We start from the raw sequence: 14461 nt of genomic DNA, 5'->3' as shown, positions 1-14461 counted from the left end.
TAACGTTTTTTCCAAATAAAGCCATGCCATTTTTACACATTAAATCAGTTGTTTATGATGACAGATTTAATGTGGTTAATGTGTCGCGCCTGACCCGTGCCAGCAGGGCCGCATCGTCTATCAGTGACTCGCCATAAGAGGGAATCAGCGATTTTAAAGTGTCCTGCCATGCCTGGCTCTGCATGCGGCTGCCAAAGCAGCGTTCCAGGACATCGAGCATGGCTTTCACGCTGACCGATGCGCCAGGCGACGCACCTAGCAGTGCCGCCAGGCTGCCATCCGCAGACGCCACAATCTCAGTGCCGAACTCCAGCTTGCCCCAGTGCTGATGGCAATGTTTGATAATCTGCACGCGTTGCCCGGCATGCGCCAGCGTCCAGTCACGGCTATTGGCTTCAGGCATAAATACGCGTAAAGCATCCATCCGCTTTTCATGGCCCTGGAACACTTCCTTGACCAGGTATTTCGTCAGGTCCACATTGTGCCTGCATACACCGAGCAGGCTTTTGATGTTCCTGAATTTGACAGATTTTGCCAGGTCGAAACGCGAGCCTTGCTTGAGGAAACGGGTAGTGAAACCTGCATAGGGGCCAAACAGCAGGGCGGGTTTACCCTGGATCATGCGTGTGTCCAGATGCGGCACAGACATGGGTGGCGCACCAACCGCTGCCTGGCTGTAGACTTTTGCGTGATGTTTGTTGATCAGTGCGGGATTATTGCAAATCAGCCATTGCCCGCTAACCGGGAAGCCACCGTAACCCTGCGCTTCAGCGATGCCGGATTGCTGCAATAAGGGCAAGGCACCGCCGCCCGCTCCCAGGAATACAAAATTGGCGTGATATGACTGGGATTGTCCTGACACCAGGTTCTGGATATGCACTTGCCAGGCATTGTGTTTAGGCTGCTGTTTCAGTTTACTGACGCGTGATTGTGTTAGCAGGGTGAAATTAGCACGTGTTTTTAAATAGGCCACCAGTTGCCTGGTCAGCGCACCAAAGTTCACGTCAGAGCCATGCGCCACATGGGTGGCGGACATATGATCAGTCTGCTGACGGCCAGCCATCATCAATGGCATCCAGTCGGTGAGGGTAGCTGGTTTGTTGCTCCATTGCATTTCAGCAAATAGCGGATGGGCTTTCAGCAGCGCATGACGTTGGCGTAAAAAAGCACTGTTTTGCTCGCCCCATACTGCACTCAAGTGTGGCACGCGCTGGATAAAATCAGCAGCATTCAATACGCCTTCTTTCACCAGTGTTGACCAGCATTGCAGCGAGACTTCAAAGGCTGCATTTATTTCCAGGGCTCGGCGAATCTCGATGCCGCCATTTTTGTTTTTTGGAGTGTAGTTCAGTTCACAGTAACCGGCATGGCCGGTGCCTGCATTGTTCAAGGCATCCGAGCTTTCGAGGGCGACATCATCCAGTTTCTCTACCATGCAGATATGTAAATCAGGATCCAGCCGATGCAACAGAATGGCCAGTGTGGCGCTCATAATGCCGCCGCCAACCAGTAGTACATCGATATGGTTTGTTGTCATGGTGTGTGAATTCCTCGTAGTGAGGCGCTTGAATGTCAAACGCACAATCATAATGCCGCCGCGCATTATAAAACGAAAAAGACCGGCCATCATCTTTGAACGTAGGTACGAGGTGACAGCAGCCTTGCCAGCCCCGTAAACTTGTCAAATAAAGACTTTTGCGGTAATCTCCAGAATTCGCCAATATTGTGATTTCACAACAAAAAAACCCGTTAAAGGGCGAGTGGAATCACGCAAGCTTGCAACGAATGGCTGATCGGAAACGCTTGCATTATTTGGCTACATGAACGGGGGAACGCATGAAAAATCCATTAGAATCTATCGCAGGCACCATCATTTCAGGGGTACTGTTAACCCTGGCACTGGTATTTTTCCTGAAGAATTTCATTGCGGTCGGAGGCTAAGTCATGGAACTGCTCCCGGCACTGGCGCGTTGGATACATCTTCTGGCAGGCATTACCTGGGTAGGCCTGCTTTATTATTTTAACCTGGTGCAAATGTCGGCATTGAAGGCCGCTGCTGCCGATGGTACAGCTGCCGGCATCAGCAAGCACGTGGCGCCAAGGGCATTGCTGTGGTTCCGCTGGTCTGCTGTAGTCACCTGGTTGGCAGGTGCCGCTTTGCTAGGCGCACATTTCAATGATGCATTCATGCTGCGCAACGGTTTTGAAGTGATCGGCGTAGGGGCCTGGCTGGGCACCATCATGCTGATTAATGTCTGGGTATTGATCTGGCCCAACCAGAAAAAGATTTTGGGCGTGGTGGTGGCAGATGACGCTGCCAAAAATAAAGCGCGACGCGTAGCCATGCTGGCATCGCGTACCAACATGATGCTCTCGCTGCCCATGCTGTTTTTCATGGCCAATGGCTTGAGTCATAGGGCAGTATTAGGGTTTTAAACGGTTTAAGACGGTTACGGCGGCTTGAGCCGCCGTTTTGTTTTTTGATATAAGGGTTTTGAAATGCATTCCGAACATTTAATGAACACCTATGGTAGGCAGCCGGTGACTTTTGTCAAAGGCGAGGGCGTCTGGTTGACAGACACTGCCGGTGATCGCTATCTGGACGCGCTCTCTGGCGTGGCAGTGAATGGCCTTGGTCATGCCCACCCGAAATTTGTCTCTGCACTCAATGCGCAAATCACCAGGCTGATTCATGTTTCCAATATTTACCAGATTGCTGAACAATCAGCACTGGCAGACAAGCTGGCCGAAATATCCGGCATGGACAGGATATTCTTCTGTAATTCCGGCTGTGAAGCGAACGAAGCCGCCATCAAGCTGGCCCGGTTGCATGGGCACAACAAGGGTATAGACCATCCGGAAATTATCGTGATGGACCAGAGTTTCCATGGCCGGACCATGGCAACTTTGTCTGCGACCGGCAACCGCAAGGTGCAGGCTGGCTTTGAGCCGCTGGTCAGTGGCTTTTTGCGCGTGCCATTTGATGACCTGGAAGCCATTAAAACCATTGCTTCCCATAAGAACAATGTCGTTGCTATCCTGGTTGAACCTATCCAGGGTGAAGGCGGCGTGCACATTCCCGCCAGCCTGAAAACCTATTTCCAGGGCTTGCGCGAGATATGTGATGCCAATGGCTGGTTATTGATGCTGGATGAAGTACAGTCCGGCATCGCCAGAACCGGTACCTGGTTTGCTTTCCAGCATACCGGCATTTTGCCGGATGTTATGACGCTGGCCAAAGGCCTTGGCTCAGGCGTGCCCATCGGTGCCTGTGTGGCACGTGGTGTCGCTGCTGAAACCTTTACCCCCGGTAAACATGGTTCTACATTCGGCGGTAATCCGCTGGCGACTGCTGCAGGCTTGGCAACACTGAATATTATTGCCGAGGAAAACCTGCGTGAAAATGCGGAGATAGTCGGTGACTATATCAATCAGTTGCTGACGGATACTTTAAAAGGCCAGGCTGGTATCGTGCAGATACGAAATGCGGGCATGATGATAGGCATAGAACTGGACAGGCCTTGTGCTGATCTGGTGAAACAGGGGTTAGCGGCCAAGTTGCTGATTAATGTGACTTCAGAAAAAGTCATTCGTTTGTTGCCATCGCTGGTGATGAACAAGCAAGAAGCTGAAGAGCTGGTGAACAGGCTGGTTCCACTGATTATAAATTTTTTAAAGGCAAGCGCGTGAGTTAACAGCGCCGGATTATCATGAGTATCAAACATTTTTTGCAGTTTAACGATCTGGAGCGGGATGAGATAGAACATATCTTTGCCCGTGCCAAATGGATTAAATCGCAGTTTAAAAATTACCAGCAATACTGGCCTTTGACTGATCGCACCCTGGTCATGATTTTTGAAAAAGCCAGTACACGTACCCGCCTGTCATTTGAAGCCGGCATGCAGCAACTGGGTGGCTCGGCGATTTACCTGAACACGCGCGACTCGCAACTGGGTCGTGGCGAACCGGTGGAAGATGCGGCACAGGTGATTTCACGCATGAGCGACATTGTCATGATCCGCACCTTTGAGCAAAGTATTATCGAGCGCTTTGCCCAGAATTCACGTGTGCCGGTGATCAATGGCCTGACCAACGAATATCACCCTTGCCAGATACTGGCGGATATTTTTACCTTTATCGAGCATCGTGGTTCTATCCAGGGCAAGACCGTGACCTGGATAGGTGACAGTAACAATGTCTGCAACACCTGGTTGCAAGCGGCTGAAGTACTGGATTTCAACGTGCATGTGTCTACGCCGCCAGGCTACGAAGTTGAGTTTGAGCGCGCCAATCTTTACGGAACTGATCATTTTGAGTCGTTTGCTGACCCGATGGAAGCTGCGCGTGACGCTGATCTGGTAACGACTGATGTCTGGACCAGTATGGGTTTTGAGGCAGAAAATGAAGAGCGCCGTAAAGACTTTGCCGACTGGCAAGTCGATGCCGACATGATGCGGGTAGCGAAAGCCGATGCGTTGTTTATGCATTGCCTGCCAGCCCACCGCGGTGAAGAGGTTTCTGCAGAGGTGATTGATGGTTCACAAAGCGTGGTGTGGGATGAGGCGGAAAACAGATTGCACACGCAGAAGGCACTCATGGAGTACCTTCTGCTTGGGAAGGTAATATAAGCGTCAGCTTATATGTGCAAACTGGTTCGGCGCAGGCTAACCTTCAGGTTAAGTGAAACGGCCGTAGCCAAAACCGCTTGCATACACAAAAGGCACTGATGGAATATTTGTTATTGGGCAAAATTGATTGACCTTGTCGGCACGATACCAGAGATTTTTCTCTGTGACTGCGTGCCACTTTAGGTAAACGTTTTTAAGGAAACATGCATTAATGAGCGATATTAAAAAAGCCGTATTGGCCTACTCCGGTGGGTTGGATACTTCAGTGATCTTGAAGTGGTTACAAGACACCTATCAATGTGAAGTGGTGACTTTTACCGCTGACCTGGGCCAGGGCGAAGAGCTGGAACCGGCGCGCGAAAAAGCACAAAAATTTGGTGTTAAGGAAATCTATATTGATGACCTGCGAGAAGAGTTTGTGCGTGACTTCGTGTTCCCTATGTTCCGTGCCAACACAGTTTATGAAGGTGAATACCTGCTGGGTACGTCTATCGCACGTCCCCTGATCGCCAAGCGCCTGATTGAAATCGCCAACGAAACCAAAGCGGATGCCATTTCACATGGCGCGACCGGTAAAGGTAACGACCAGGTGCGTTTTGAACTGGGTGCTTATGCGTTAAATCCGAATATCCAGATCATCGCCCCGTGGCGTGAGTGGGATTTGTTATCCCGCGAAAAACTGCTGGCGTACGCTGAAAAGCACAGCATCCCAGTTGAAATGAAACACAAGCAAGGCGGCAGTCCATATTCCATGGATGCCAATCTGTTGCATATTTCTTATGAAGGCCGTCACCTGGAAGACCCTTCTGCCGAAGCCGAAGAAGATATGTGGCGCTGGACAGTGTCGCCTGAAAAAGCGCCTGATGCAGCAGAGTACCTGGATATTGAATTCAAGAACGGTGATATCGTTGCCTTGAATGGCAAATCCATGAAAGCACACGAAATTCTGGCTGAGTTAAACCGTATCGGCGGCAAGCATGGTATTGGTCGGTTGGATCTTGTAGAAAACCGCTATGTCGGCATGAAATCGCGTGGTTGTTACGAAACTCCTGGCGGTACCATCATCCTCAAGGCACACCGTGCAATTGAAAGTATTACGCTGGACCGTGAAGTGGCGCACCTGAAAGATGATCTGATGCCACGCTACGCCAGCCTGATCTACAACGGTTACTGGTGGAGCCCGGAACGTGTTGCGCTGCAAACATTGATAGACCACACGCAGGCAACCGTCAATGGCTGGGTGCGCGTGAAGCTGTATAAAGGCAATGTGATTGTGGTTGGCCGTGACAGTAAAACAGATTCGCTGTTTGACTCAACCATTGCTACCTTTGAAGATGACAAAGGCGCGTACGACCAGAAAGATGCCGGCGGCTTTATCAAGCTGAATGCTTTGCGTATGCGTATTGCAGCGAATTTGCACTTACGCAAAAAATAACCCAGCGCAAAAAATGACCGCTAACAAATAACCCTTATGTCCAGGCAACGTGTGATTGCTTATGATTCAACCCTGCGCGATGGAGCACAAGCGCAGGGTGTTTCGTTTTCAGTAGAGGATAAACTCAAAATCGTGCAACGCCTGGACAAACTAGGCATAGGCTACATCGAAGCCGGCAACCCAGGTTCCAACCCAAAAGATTTAGAGTTTTTCGCACGTGTCGGCGAGCTGAATTTGCAACATGCCAAAATTATTGCGTTTGGCAGTACGCGCCGCATAGGCATTACAGCTGCCGAAGATAAAAATCTGCAGTCCTTGTTATCTGCCAATACCCAGGCGGTCGCCATTTTCGGCAAAAGCTGGGATTACCAGGTGACCGATATTCTGCGTACTACACTTGAAGAAAACCTGGCGATGATAGGCGATACGATTGCCTTTCTCAAATCGCAGGATAAAGAAGTTGTGTTCGATGCCGAACACTTCTACGATGGCTACAAAGCAAATGCCGTGTACGCGCTGAATACTTTGCAGGCAGCGGCTGATGCCGGTGCAAATGTGTTGGCATTGTGCGATACCAATGGCGGGACATTTCCCAACGAGATTTTTGAAATCACCCAGGCAGTCGTTGCGCGTTTTCCCACCTTAGAAATTGGTATTCATTGCCATAATGATTGCGAAATGGCAGTGGCAAATTCTGTCGCTGCGGTGCAGGCAGGTGCGGTGCAGGTACAAGGCACCATCAATGGCATCGGGGAGCGTTGCGGCAATGCCAATCTGGTGTCCATCATTCCAAATGTGCAACTGAAACTAGGGCTGGAATGCATTTCTTCAGCCCAGTTGGCTGAACTGACTACTGCCGCACGCTTTGTCAGTGAAGTGGCGAATGTCACTTTTAACGATAAAGCGCCTTATGTAGGCCACGATGCGTTTTCGCACAAAGGCGGCATGCACATAGACGCGGTCAATAAAAATCCCAAGTCTTATGAGCATGTCAGCCCGAATATGGTCGGTAATGAACGGCATATCCTGGTGTCTGAGGTGGCAGGGCGCGGGGCTATCCTGAATAAACTGCAACAGATAGATCCGACCCTGACCAAAGAGTCTGATGAAGCTATCCAGATACTTGAACACTTGAAAGCACTGGAGCATGAGGGCTACCAGTTTGAGAGTGCAGAAAGCTCATTTGATTTGCTGATGCAGAAATTGCTGGGCAAGTTTCAGCCGTTTTTCAGGTTGAAACAATATAGCGTTTATATTCATGAACCTTCGGTGAATGGCATCAACTCTTCTGCCACCGTGCATATTTATGTCGATAACCAGGAATCGGAAGTGACAGCCTACGGTGACGGACCAGTGTATGCGCTGGATAAGGCCATGCGCAAAGCGCTGGAGCCTTTTTACCCTATCATCAAAGATATCAAACTGATTGATTACAAGGTACGCGTGCTGGATTCTAATCTGGCCACAGCGGCTAAAGTGCGGGTCATGATCGAATCTACTGACCAGCAGAGCAACTGGACCACGATAGGCGTATCATCAGACATTCTCGAGGCTTCGTGGCTGGCGCTCAAAGATGCGATTGAATACAAACTTTTCAAGACTAAAAAAGTGTAACTCTATTCACTGTTACACCGGTTGCAGTAACACCAGTTTAAGCTGTTCCTGTTCAACCAGTCTAAGTGTCACTTGCTGAAACTGGATCAATCCTAAGCTCGGATGCTGAAACTCACGTTGCCCACCTTGTCTTTCCAGCACATCATGCTGTTTCCAGAAGCGGTCAAATTCAGGGCTGCTGGTACTGAGTTCATCCACCAGTTGTTTCACTTCCGGTTCTTCCAGCCGCGAACGGCAATCAGCCCTGAATTCGGCGACAAGCCGGCGACCACGCATTTCCCAGTTAACGACAAATTGCCTGGCGGCAGGATTGGCGAACACAAACCGGAGCAGGTTAGGGTGCTGACCTTCGCGCCATTGGATATCCAACAAGCCGCTGAACAGGTTGGTCGCGGCCTGATTCCAGGCCAGGATATCCCACGTGCGGCCCATGATGTATGCCGGGACTTGTATCTGGCTTAATATGCTCACTAATGTTTCCGGCGCGGTATCTACTTCGCTTTGATGTGCCTGCGGATCACGCCGGTCGGCCATATCAAATAAATAACTGCGCTCGGTTTTGCTGAGTTTTAAAGCAGTCGCTAGTCTATCCAAGGCTTCTGACGATACATTGATTTCGCGTGCCTGTTCAATCCAGGTATACCAGGTGGCACTGATGCCTGCCAATTGCGCAACTTCTTCACGGCGCAAACCCTGGGTGCGGCGGCGAGAACCTGAGGGAAAACCGAATTCTTCAGGGCTACCACGCTGGCGCATCGCTTGCAGAAATTCAGCCAGTTCCTGGCGTCTTGTATCCATTTGATTTTATTATCCTATTAGTGTCAATACTAGTATAAATCATCTTCTTGTAAGGGTATTGAAATTTAGGTATTCTGCGCGTGTTTTATCAATTTATTAAGATTTGATCGCTTGGATTTGAAAGGAACAGTCATGGCAGGCAAGACGCTATACGACAAATTATGGGATTCACATGTGGTGCGTGAGGAACCAGACGGCACCTGTCTGATTTATATCGATCGGCATCTGGTACATGAAGTCACCAGCCCGCAAGCCTTTGAAGGGCTACGCATCGCTGGCCGTAAGCCATGGCGCAATTCATCCATCGTGGCTAACCCTGATCACAACACACCGACCAAAGATTGGGATAAAGGGATCGAAGACCCGATCTCGCGCCTGCAGGTGGAAACATTGGATAGCAATATCAAGGAATTTGGTGCCTTGGTGTATTTTCCTTTCAAAAACAAAGATCAGGGCATTATCCATGTGATCGGGCCTGAAAACGGTACGACCCTTCCTGGCATGACAGTGGTTTGTGGCGATAGCCATACTTCAACCCATGGTGCATTTGGTGCGCTGGCACATGGTATCGGCACTTCTGAAGTTGAGCATGTGATGGCAACGCAAACACTGGTGGCTAAAAAGTCCAAACGCATGCTGGTGAAAGTGGATGGTCAGCTTGGTAAAGGCGTGACTGCTAAAGATGTCGCGCTGGCGATTATCGGCAAGATAGGTACCGCTGGCGGCACTGGTTATGCGATTGAGTTTGGGGGCGAAGTCATCCGTGGTTTATCCATGGAAGGCCGTATGACGCTGTGTAATATGGCGATCGAAGCAGGTGCACGTGCCGGTATTGTGGCGCCTGATGAGAAAACCGCTGCTTATCTTGAAGGCCGTCTGCATGCGCCAAAAGGTGAAAACTGGACCACGGCGGTTGCCTACTGGAAAACCCTGCAATCCGATGCCGATGCACAATATGATGCGGTGGTTGAACTGAAAGGCGCCGAAATTGCGCCACAAGTGACCTGGGGTACTTCGCCTGAGCAAGTGTTGCCGATAGGATCAAATGTGCCGGATCCGCAACAGGAAGGCGATGCGACCAAGCGTACCAGTATTGAAAATGCGCTGAAATACATGGGGCTTGATGCCAATACGCCACTTGATCAAATCAAGCTGGATAAGATATTTATTGGTTCCTGTACCAATTCACGTATTGAAGACCTGCGTGCAGCAGCAGGCGTTGCCAAAGGCAAAAAAGTCGCCGGCAATATCAAACTGGCAATGGTCGTGCCAGGTTCCGGCCAGGTGAAGCGCCAGGCCGAGGCTGAAGGCCTGGATAAAGTATTTATTGATGCAGGTTTTGAATGGCGTGAGCCAGGCTGTTCCATGTGCCTGGCGATGAATGCCGATCGCCTGGAGCCGGGTGAGCGTTGTGCTTCAACTTCTAACCGTAACTTTGAAGGCCGTCAAGGCCCTGGTGGGCGAACACATCTGGTCAGCCCGGAAATGGCAGCGGCAGCTGCGATTGCCGGTCATTTCGTTGACGTGCGCAGCGTATAAAAGGAGAACACCGTATGAAAGCATTTACCACTATTAACGGTCTGGTTTGTCCTCTGGATCGCGCAAACGTCGATACCGATGCGATTATTCCCAAGCAATTCCTGAAATCCATCAAACGTTCAGGCTTTGGCCCGTACCTGTTCGATGAGTGGCGCTATACCAACTATGGCGAACCTGGCATGGATTGCAGCACACGTCCTTTGAATAAGGATTTCGTGCTGAACCAGCCACGCTATCAAGGCGCGCAGGTGTTGCTGGCACGTGATAACTTTGGCTGTGGCTCTTCACGTGAGCATGCGCCATGGGCGATTGAAGACCAGGGTTTTCGCGTGATTATTGCGCCTAGTTTTGCTGATATCTTCTTTAATAACTGTTTCAAAAACGGTATCTTGCCGATTGTCGCTTCTGCCGAACAAGTGGATATCCTGTTCAAGGAGTGCCAGGCAAATGAAGGTTACTCGCTGAATGTCGATCTGGTTTCACAAACGGTGACTACGCCTTCAGGTCAGTCATTCAGCTTTGAGATCACCCCGACCCGCAAGCACAACCTGCTGAATGGCCTGGATGAAATCGGCCTGACCTTGCAGCATGCGGATGAGATCAAGGCGTTTGAGATAAAACATAAAGCCGCTCAACCCTGGCTATTCGCATAGAAACCATATAAACCTGCTGCGCAATTGAGTGACTTCGTTACGCGGTGCTCGAAATCCTCATGTACTTTTGTACATTCCGGTTTCTGTGCTCCGGATGCCTTGCCACTCAATCGCTCGCGACGGTTTCTGATGGCTTCTCACATCATAGAATAATTATTTAGGATAAACCTATGGCATTAAATATTGCAGTTTTACCCGGTGACGGCATCGGCCCGGAAATCGTTGCGCAAGCCTTGCGCGTGCTTGAAGTATTGAAAAAAGATGGTCTGGATATGACCTTCACCGAAGCGCCCTTAGGCGGCCAGGCTTATGACCAGTACGGTCACCCATACCCTGAGTTTACGCAGAAAATCTGTAGGGCCGCGGATGCCGTGTTGCTGGGCGCTGTAGGTGGTCCACAATACGATACGCTGGACCGTCCATTGCGTCCTGAGCGCGGATTACTGGCTATTCGTAAAGACTTGGGTTTGTTTGCCAACCTGCGTCCGGCAGTGCTATTCCCGGAACTGGCGAATGCGTCAACCTTGAAACCGGAAGTCGTTGCCGGCCTGGATATCATGATCGTGCGTGAATTGACCGGCGATGTCTATTTCGGCCAGCCGCGCGGCATTCGCACTAATGAAGAGGGTGTGCGCGAAGGTTTCAACACCATGATCTACAGCGAGCCGGAAGTACGCCGCATTGCGCATGTGGCATTTGAAATCGCCATGAAGCGTGGCAAAAAACTGTGTTCAGTCGATAAAGCCAACGTATTGGAAACCACTGAATTCTGGAAAGAGATCGTGATTGATGTCGCTAAAGAATATCCGGAAGTGGAATTAAGCCATATGTATGTGGATAACGCGGCAATGCAGCTGATCCGTAACCCGAAACAGTTTGATGTGATGGTGACGGGTAATATCTTTGGCGATATCCTGTCTGATGAAGCATCTATGCTGACAGGCTCCATCGGCATGCTGGCGTCAGCTTCGCTGAATGAGAGCAAGCAGGGCTTGTACGAGCCATCACACGGTTCTGCGCCAGATATTGCGGGTAAAAACCTGGCTAACCCGATTGCGACTATTTTGTCTGCGGCGATGATGTTGCGCTACAGCTTTGATAATGAAGCTGCGGCGACCCGCATTGAAAATGCAGTGAAGAAAGTGTTGGCAGCAGGCTACCGTACCGGTGACATCTATGAAGAGGGCACCAAGCGTGTATCCTGTTCTGAAATGGGTGACCAGATCGTGGCTGCGATGTAAAAAGGCTGCGCGCGCCTTGCATTGCATCGCGCGCTCTCTGTTTTCAGGTGTGATATAGTCGCGCTTTTATTGGCGACACATTGAAATTAATCAGGAATTTAAAATGGCACAATTTGATAATGTCAGCGTTAAAAAGAAAGCAAATGTTTATTTTGATGGCAAGTGTGTGAGTCACACTGTGCTGTTCCCGAACGGTACACGCTGTACCGTGGGTGTAATTTTCCCGAGCACTTTGACCTTCAATACCGGCTCGCCAGAGTTGATGGAAATTAATGATGGTGTCTGTAAAGTGCGCCTGAAAGATGAAGAAAACTGGACCACTTATAAAGCAGGTGAGAAGTTCACAGTGGTGGGTAATTCTTCTTTTGATATTGAAGTATTAGAGACCGTAGACTACGTCTGCCATTTCGAATAATTGTGTGATTGCTCGGCAGAGCGGTTTTGTTAGCGCCTGTCGTACTAAAGCCAACCGAACTTGCTTGCTTGAGCGGCGTTATGCAAGCTTGTCGTACTCATATGTACTGCCTGCGCTTACGTGCCTTGCTCAAGCTGCGCAATTTCTAGTTGGAGTAGGAGAAAAATAAATGCCAAGTTTTGATATTACTTCTGAAGTTGATATGGTCAACTTAAAAAACTCGATTGATGCTTCAATTAAGCAGATCACCAATCGTTACGATTTCAAAGGTACATCAGCCAAGGTTGAGTTCAACGAAAAAGACAAAGTGATCACCTTGTTTGGTGACAATGACTTTCAACTGGACCAGATAAAAGATATTTTGCTTCCATCAATGGAAAAGAAAGAACCTGAATCATCTAAGCGACTGGAACACAAGGACGTACAAAAAGTCTCAGGTAACAAGGTGAAACAGGATCTGCGCGTGCAAGATGGTATTGATAGCGATTTAGCCAAGAAAATCACCAAGCTGATCAAAGACAGCGGAATGAAAGTGCAAGCCACTATTCAAGGCGATACAGTGCGTGTCAATGGTGCTAAACGCGATTTATTGCAGGAAGCCATTGCGTATGTTAAAAAGAGTGTGACGGATTTTCCGTTGAAGTTTGGTAATTTCAGAGATTAATTTTTAAGGAGAAAATAAATGAAAAAGTTAATGATGCTGCTGGTAGCGACGATGGTGTTGGCAGGTTGCAATACAATGAACGGTGTGGGCAAGGATATGGAAAAAGCTGGTGAAGCTGTACAGAAAAAGGCCTCCGAATAATGTTTTGATGCCGGGTTGACCGGCGAGAATAACGAGATCACATGCTAAAAGTAGGGTTTGTAGGTTGGCGCGGTATGGTGGGCTCTGTGCTCATGCAACGCATGGTGCAAGAGAACGATTTTGCAGATATGGAGCCGCAGTTTTTCACCACATCACAAACGGGTGGCGCTGCGCCCAAAGTGGGCAAGGATTCGCCTGCGCTAAAAGATGCCAGGAATATTGCTGAACTGAGCAAAATGGATGCGATTGTGTCTTGCCAGGGCGGTGATTACACTAGTGAGATTTTTCCCCAGTTGCGCAGCAGTGGCTGGAATGGTCACTGGATTGATGCCGCTTCTACTTTGCGTATGGAAAAAGATGCAGTGGTGATTCTTGACCCGGTCAATATGCATGTGATCAAGGATGCATTGAGCCAGGGTGGCAAAAACTGGATCGGTGGTAACTGTACGGTTTCCCTGATGCTGATGGCTTTGAACGGTCTGTTCAAGGCGGATCTGGTGGAGTGGGCCACTTCGATGACTTACCAGGCAGCCTCAGGTGCCGGTGCACAAAACATGCGTGAGTTGATTTCACAAATGGGCGTGATTCATGCGTCCGCGGCAAACCTGCTGGCTGATCCTGCTACAGCGATTCTTGAGATTGATAAAACCGTTGCCGACACCATTCGTAGCAGTGAGTTACCAACCTCCAACTTTGGTGTGCCTTTGGCTGGTAGCCTGATCCCGTGGATTGATAAGGATCTGGGTAACGGCCAAAGCAAGGAAGAATGGAAGGGCGGTGTAGAGACCAATAAAATTCTGGGTCGTGAAGCCAACCCGATTGTGATTGATGGTCTCTGCGTGCGCATTGGTGCAATGCGTTGCCATTCGCAAGCCTTAACCCTGAAGTTGCGCCAGGATGTACCGCTGGATGAAATCAACCAGATGCTGGCAGAAGCCAACCAGTGGGCCAAAGTCATCCCTAATGAGCGCGAAGTCAGCATGCGTGAATTAACCCCTGCGGCCGTGACAGGTACGTTAACAACCCCGGTAGGCCGCTTGCGCAAGCTGGCGATGGGTGGCGAATACCTGTCAGCTTTTACCGTTGGCGACCAGTTACTCTGGGGCGCAGCTGAACCTCTGCGCCGCATGTTACGTATTCTGGTTGAAGCTTAAGTAATTAATTAAATTGCAGCCCGTAAAGCCATGATTTGTTAATGAAATCATGGTCTTTTCGGGCTTTTGTTTTGTATGCATTCAGGTTTAATGGATGATAGAGTCCGAGCAAGGTAAGTTTGCGGCGTGCAGGCTGGCAATTGGCGTGCTTGCGTGGCTTACTGATTGATGCTATGTTG

14 protein-coding genes are annotated in these 14461 nt (G+C 49.6%); 12 read left to right on the top strand and 2 right to left on the bottom strand.

Features of this window, described 5'->3' with window-relative positions; translation table 11 throughout:
* Positions 1–52: 52 nt before the first annotated feature.
* Positions 53–1603, bottom strand: coding sequence for a malate dehydrogenase (quinone) (mqo, locus tag ACFQ2T_RS02640; protein ID WP_379030102.1), 1551 nt, complete (start codon positions 1601–1603; stop codon positions 53–55).
* Positions 1604–1944: 341 nt separating this feature from the next.
* Here mqo and ACFQ2T_RS02635 point away from each other — a divergent pair, with 341 nt between their 5' ends.
* The 5 genes from ACFQ2T_RS02635 to cimA all read left to right on the top strand — a co-directional run bounded on the left by ACFQ2T_RS02635 (position 1945) and on the right by cimA (position 7677).
* The gene (locus ACFQ2T_RS02635) at positions 1945–2436 is read left to right on the top strand and encodes a urate hydroxylase PuuD (protein ID WP_379030099.1); all 492 of its coding nucleotides are present in this window, start codon (positions 1945–1947) and stop codon (positions 2434–2436) included.
* A 63-nt stretch (positions 2437–2499) separates the two neighbouring features.
* A complete protein-coding gene (locus ACFQ2T_RS02630) occupies positions 2500–3690 on the top strand; it encodes an aspartate aminotransferase family protein (RefSeq protein ID WP_379030097.1) in 1191 nt (396 codons plus the stop codon).
* Positions 3691–3710: 20 nt separating this feature from the next.
* Positions 3711–4628, top strand: a complete 918-nt coding sequence (gene argF, locus ACFQ2T_RS02625) for an ornithine carbamoyltransferase (protein WP_379030094.1) — start codon at positions 3711–3713, stop codon at positions 4626–4628.
* A 211-nt stretch (positions 4629–4839) separates the two neighbouring features.
* Positions 4840–6063 (top strand): argininosuccinate synthase, encoded by a 1224-nt coding sequence (locus tag ACFQ2T_RS02620; protein ID WP_379030091.1) that lies wholly within the window; start codon positions 4840–4842, stop codon positions 6061–6063.
* Positions 6064–6099: 36 nt separating this feature from the next.
* Positions 6100–7677 (top strand): citramalate synthase, encoded by a 1578-nt coding sequence (cimA, locus tag ACFQ2T_RS02615; protein ID WP_379030088.1) that lies wholly within the window; start codon positions 6100–6102, stop codon positions 7675–7677.
* 12 nt (positions 7678–7689) lie between these two features.
* Here the strand turns inward: cimA and ACFQ2T_RS02610 are convergent, their stop codons facing one another.
* Positions 7690–8475 carry a helix-turn-helix transcriptional regulator gene (locus ACFQ2T_RS02610; protein ID WP_379030085.1) on the bottom strand — a complete coding sequence of 262 codons (786 nt, stop codon included), beginning with the start codon at positions 8473–8475 and terminating at the stop codon, positions 7690–7692.
* A gap of 132 nt (positions 8476–8607) precedes the next feature.
* Between ACFQ2T_RS02610 and leuC the strand changes: the two genes are divergently transcribed.
* From leuC to asd, 7 genes are all read left to right on the top strand, one after another.
* Positions 8608–10014 (top strand): 3-isopropylmalate dehydratase large subunit, encoded by a 1407-nt coding sequence (leuC, locus tag ACFQ2T_RS02605; protein WP_379030082.1) that lies wholly within the window; start codon positions 8608–8610, stop codon positions 10012–10014.
* A 14-nt stretch (positions 10015–10028) separates the two neighbouring features.
* Entirely contained in the window at positions 10029–10667 is a 639-nt protein-coding gene (gene leuD / locus ACFQ2T_RS02600; protein WP_379030079.1) for a 3-isopropylmalate dehydratase small subunit, read from the top strand.
* A 170-nt stretch (positions 10668–10837) separates the two neighbouring features.
* A complete protein-coding gene (leuB, locus tag ACFQ2T_RS02595) occupies positions 10838–11908 on the top strand; it encodes a 3-isopropylmalate dehydrogenase (RefSeq protein WP_055831239.1) in 1071 nt (356 codons plus the stop codon).
* 103 nt (positions 11909–12011) lie between these two features.
* Positions 12012–12323 carry a pyrimidine/purine nucleoside phosphorylase gene (gene ppnP, locus ACFQ2T_RS02590; protein ID WP_379030074.1) on the top strand — a complete coding sequence of 104 codons (312 nt, stop codon included), beginning with the start codon at positions 12012–12014 and terminating at the stop codon, positions 12321–12323.
* Between the two features lie 169 nt (positions 12324–12492).
* Positions 12493–12987 (top strand): YajQ family cyclic di-GMP-binding protein, encoded by a 495-nt coding sequence (locus ACFQ2T_RS02585; protein ID WP_379030071.1) that lies wholly within the window; start codon positions 12493–12495, stop codon positions 12985–12987.
* Positions 12988–13005: 18 nt separating this feature from the next.
* Positions 13006–13128: an entericidin A/B family lipoprotein gene (locus tag ACFQ2T_RS02580; RefSeq protein ID WP_379030068.1), complete on the top strand. Its 123-nt coding sequence runs from the start codon at positions 13006–13008 to the stop codon at positions 13126–13128.
* A 41-nt stretch (positions 13129–13169) separates the two neighbouring features.
* Entirely contained in the window at positions 13170–14282 is a 1113-nt protein-coding gene (asd, locus tag ACFQ2T_RS02575; RefSeq protein WP_379030065.1) for an aspartate-semialdehyde dehydrogenase, read from the top strand.
* Positions 14283–14461: the final 179 nt, after the last annotated feature.

The sequence above is a fragment of the Methylophilus flavus genome, assembly GCF_042678905.1.
GTDB lineage: Bacteria > Pseudomonadota > Gammaproteobacteria > Burkholderiales > Methylophilaceae > Methylophilus > Methylophilus flavus.
The sequence above is the reverse complement of the archived record's forward strand: the minus strand, read 5'-3'. Positions and strand labels throughout refer to the sequence as shown.

Coding starts and splice junctions, on each gene's coding strand:
- mqo (WP_379030102.1), bottom strand. CDS start 1,603: ATGCGCGGCGGCATTATGATTGTGCGTTTGACATTCAAGCGCCTCACT.
- ACFQ2T_RS02585 (WP_379030071.1), top strand. CDS start 12,493: ATGCCAAGTTTTGATATTACTTCTGAAGTTGATATGGTCAACTTAAAA.
- asd (WP_379030065.1), top strand. CDS start 13,170: ATGCTAAAAGTAGGGTTTGTAGGTTGGCGCGGTATGGTGGGCTCTGTG.
- ACFQ2T_RS02580 (WP_379030068.1), top strand. CDS start 13,006: ATGAAAAAGTTAATGATGCTGCTGGTAGCGACGATGGTGTTGGCAGGT.
- ACFQ2T_RS02635 (WP_379030099.1), top strand. CDS start 1,945: ATGGAACTGCTCCCGGCACTGGCGCGTTGGATACATCTTCTGGCAGGC.
- leuB (WP_055831239.1), top strand. CDS start 10,838: ATGGCATTAAATATTGCAGTTTTACCCGGTGACGGCATCGGCCCGGAA.
- cimA (WP_379030088.1), top strand. CDS start 6,100: ATGTCCAGGCAACGTGTGATTGCTTATGATTCAACCCTGCGCGATGGA.
- ppnP (WP_379030074.1), top strand. CDS start 12,012: ATGGCACAATTTGATAATGTCAGCGTTAAAAAGAAAGCAAATGTTTAT.
- argF (WP_379030094.1), top strand. CDS start 3,711: ATGAGTATCAAACATTTTTTGCAGTTTAACGATCTGGAGCGGGATGAG.
- leuD (WP_379030079.1), top strand. CDS start 10,029: ATGAAAGCATTTACCACTATTAACGGTCTGGTTTGTCCTCTGGATCGC.
- ACFQ2T_RS02610 (WP_379030085.1), bottom strand. CDS start 8,475: ATGGATACAAGACGCCAGGAACTGGCTGAATTTCTGCAAGCGATGCGC.
- ACFQ2T_RS02620 (WP_379030091.1), top strand. CDS start 4,840: ATGAGCGATATTAAAAAAGCCGTATTGGCCTACTCCGGTGGGTTGGAT.
- ACFQ2T_RS02630 (WP_379030097.1), top strand. CDS start 2,500: ATGCATTCCGAACATTTAATGAACACCTATGGTAGGCAGCCGGTGACT.
- leuC (WP_379030082.1), top strand. CDS start 8,608: ATGGCAGGCAAGACGCTATACGACAAATTATGGGATTCACATGTGGTG.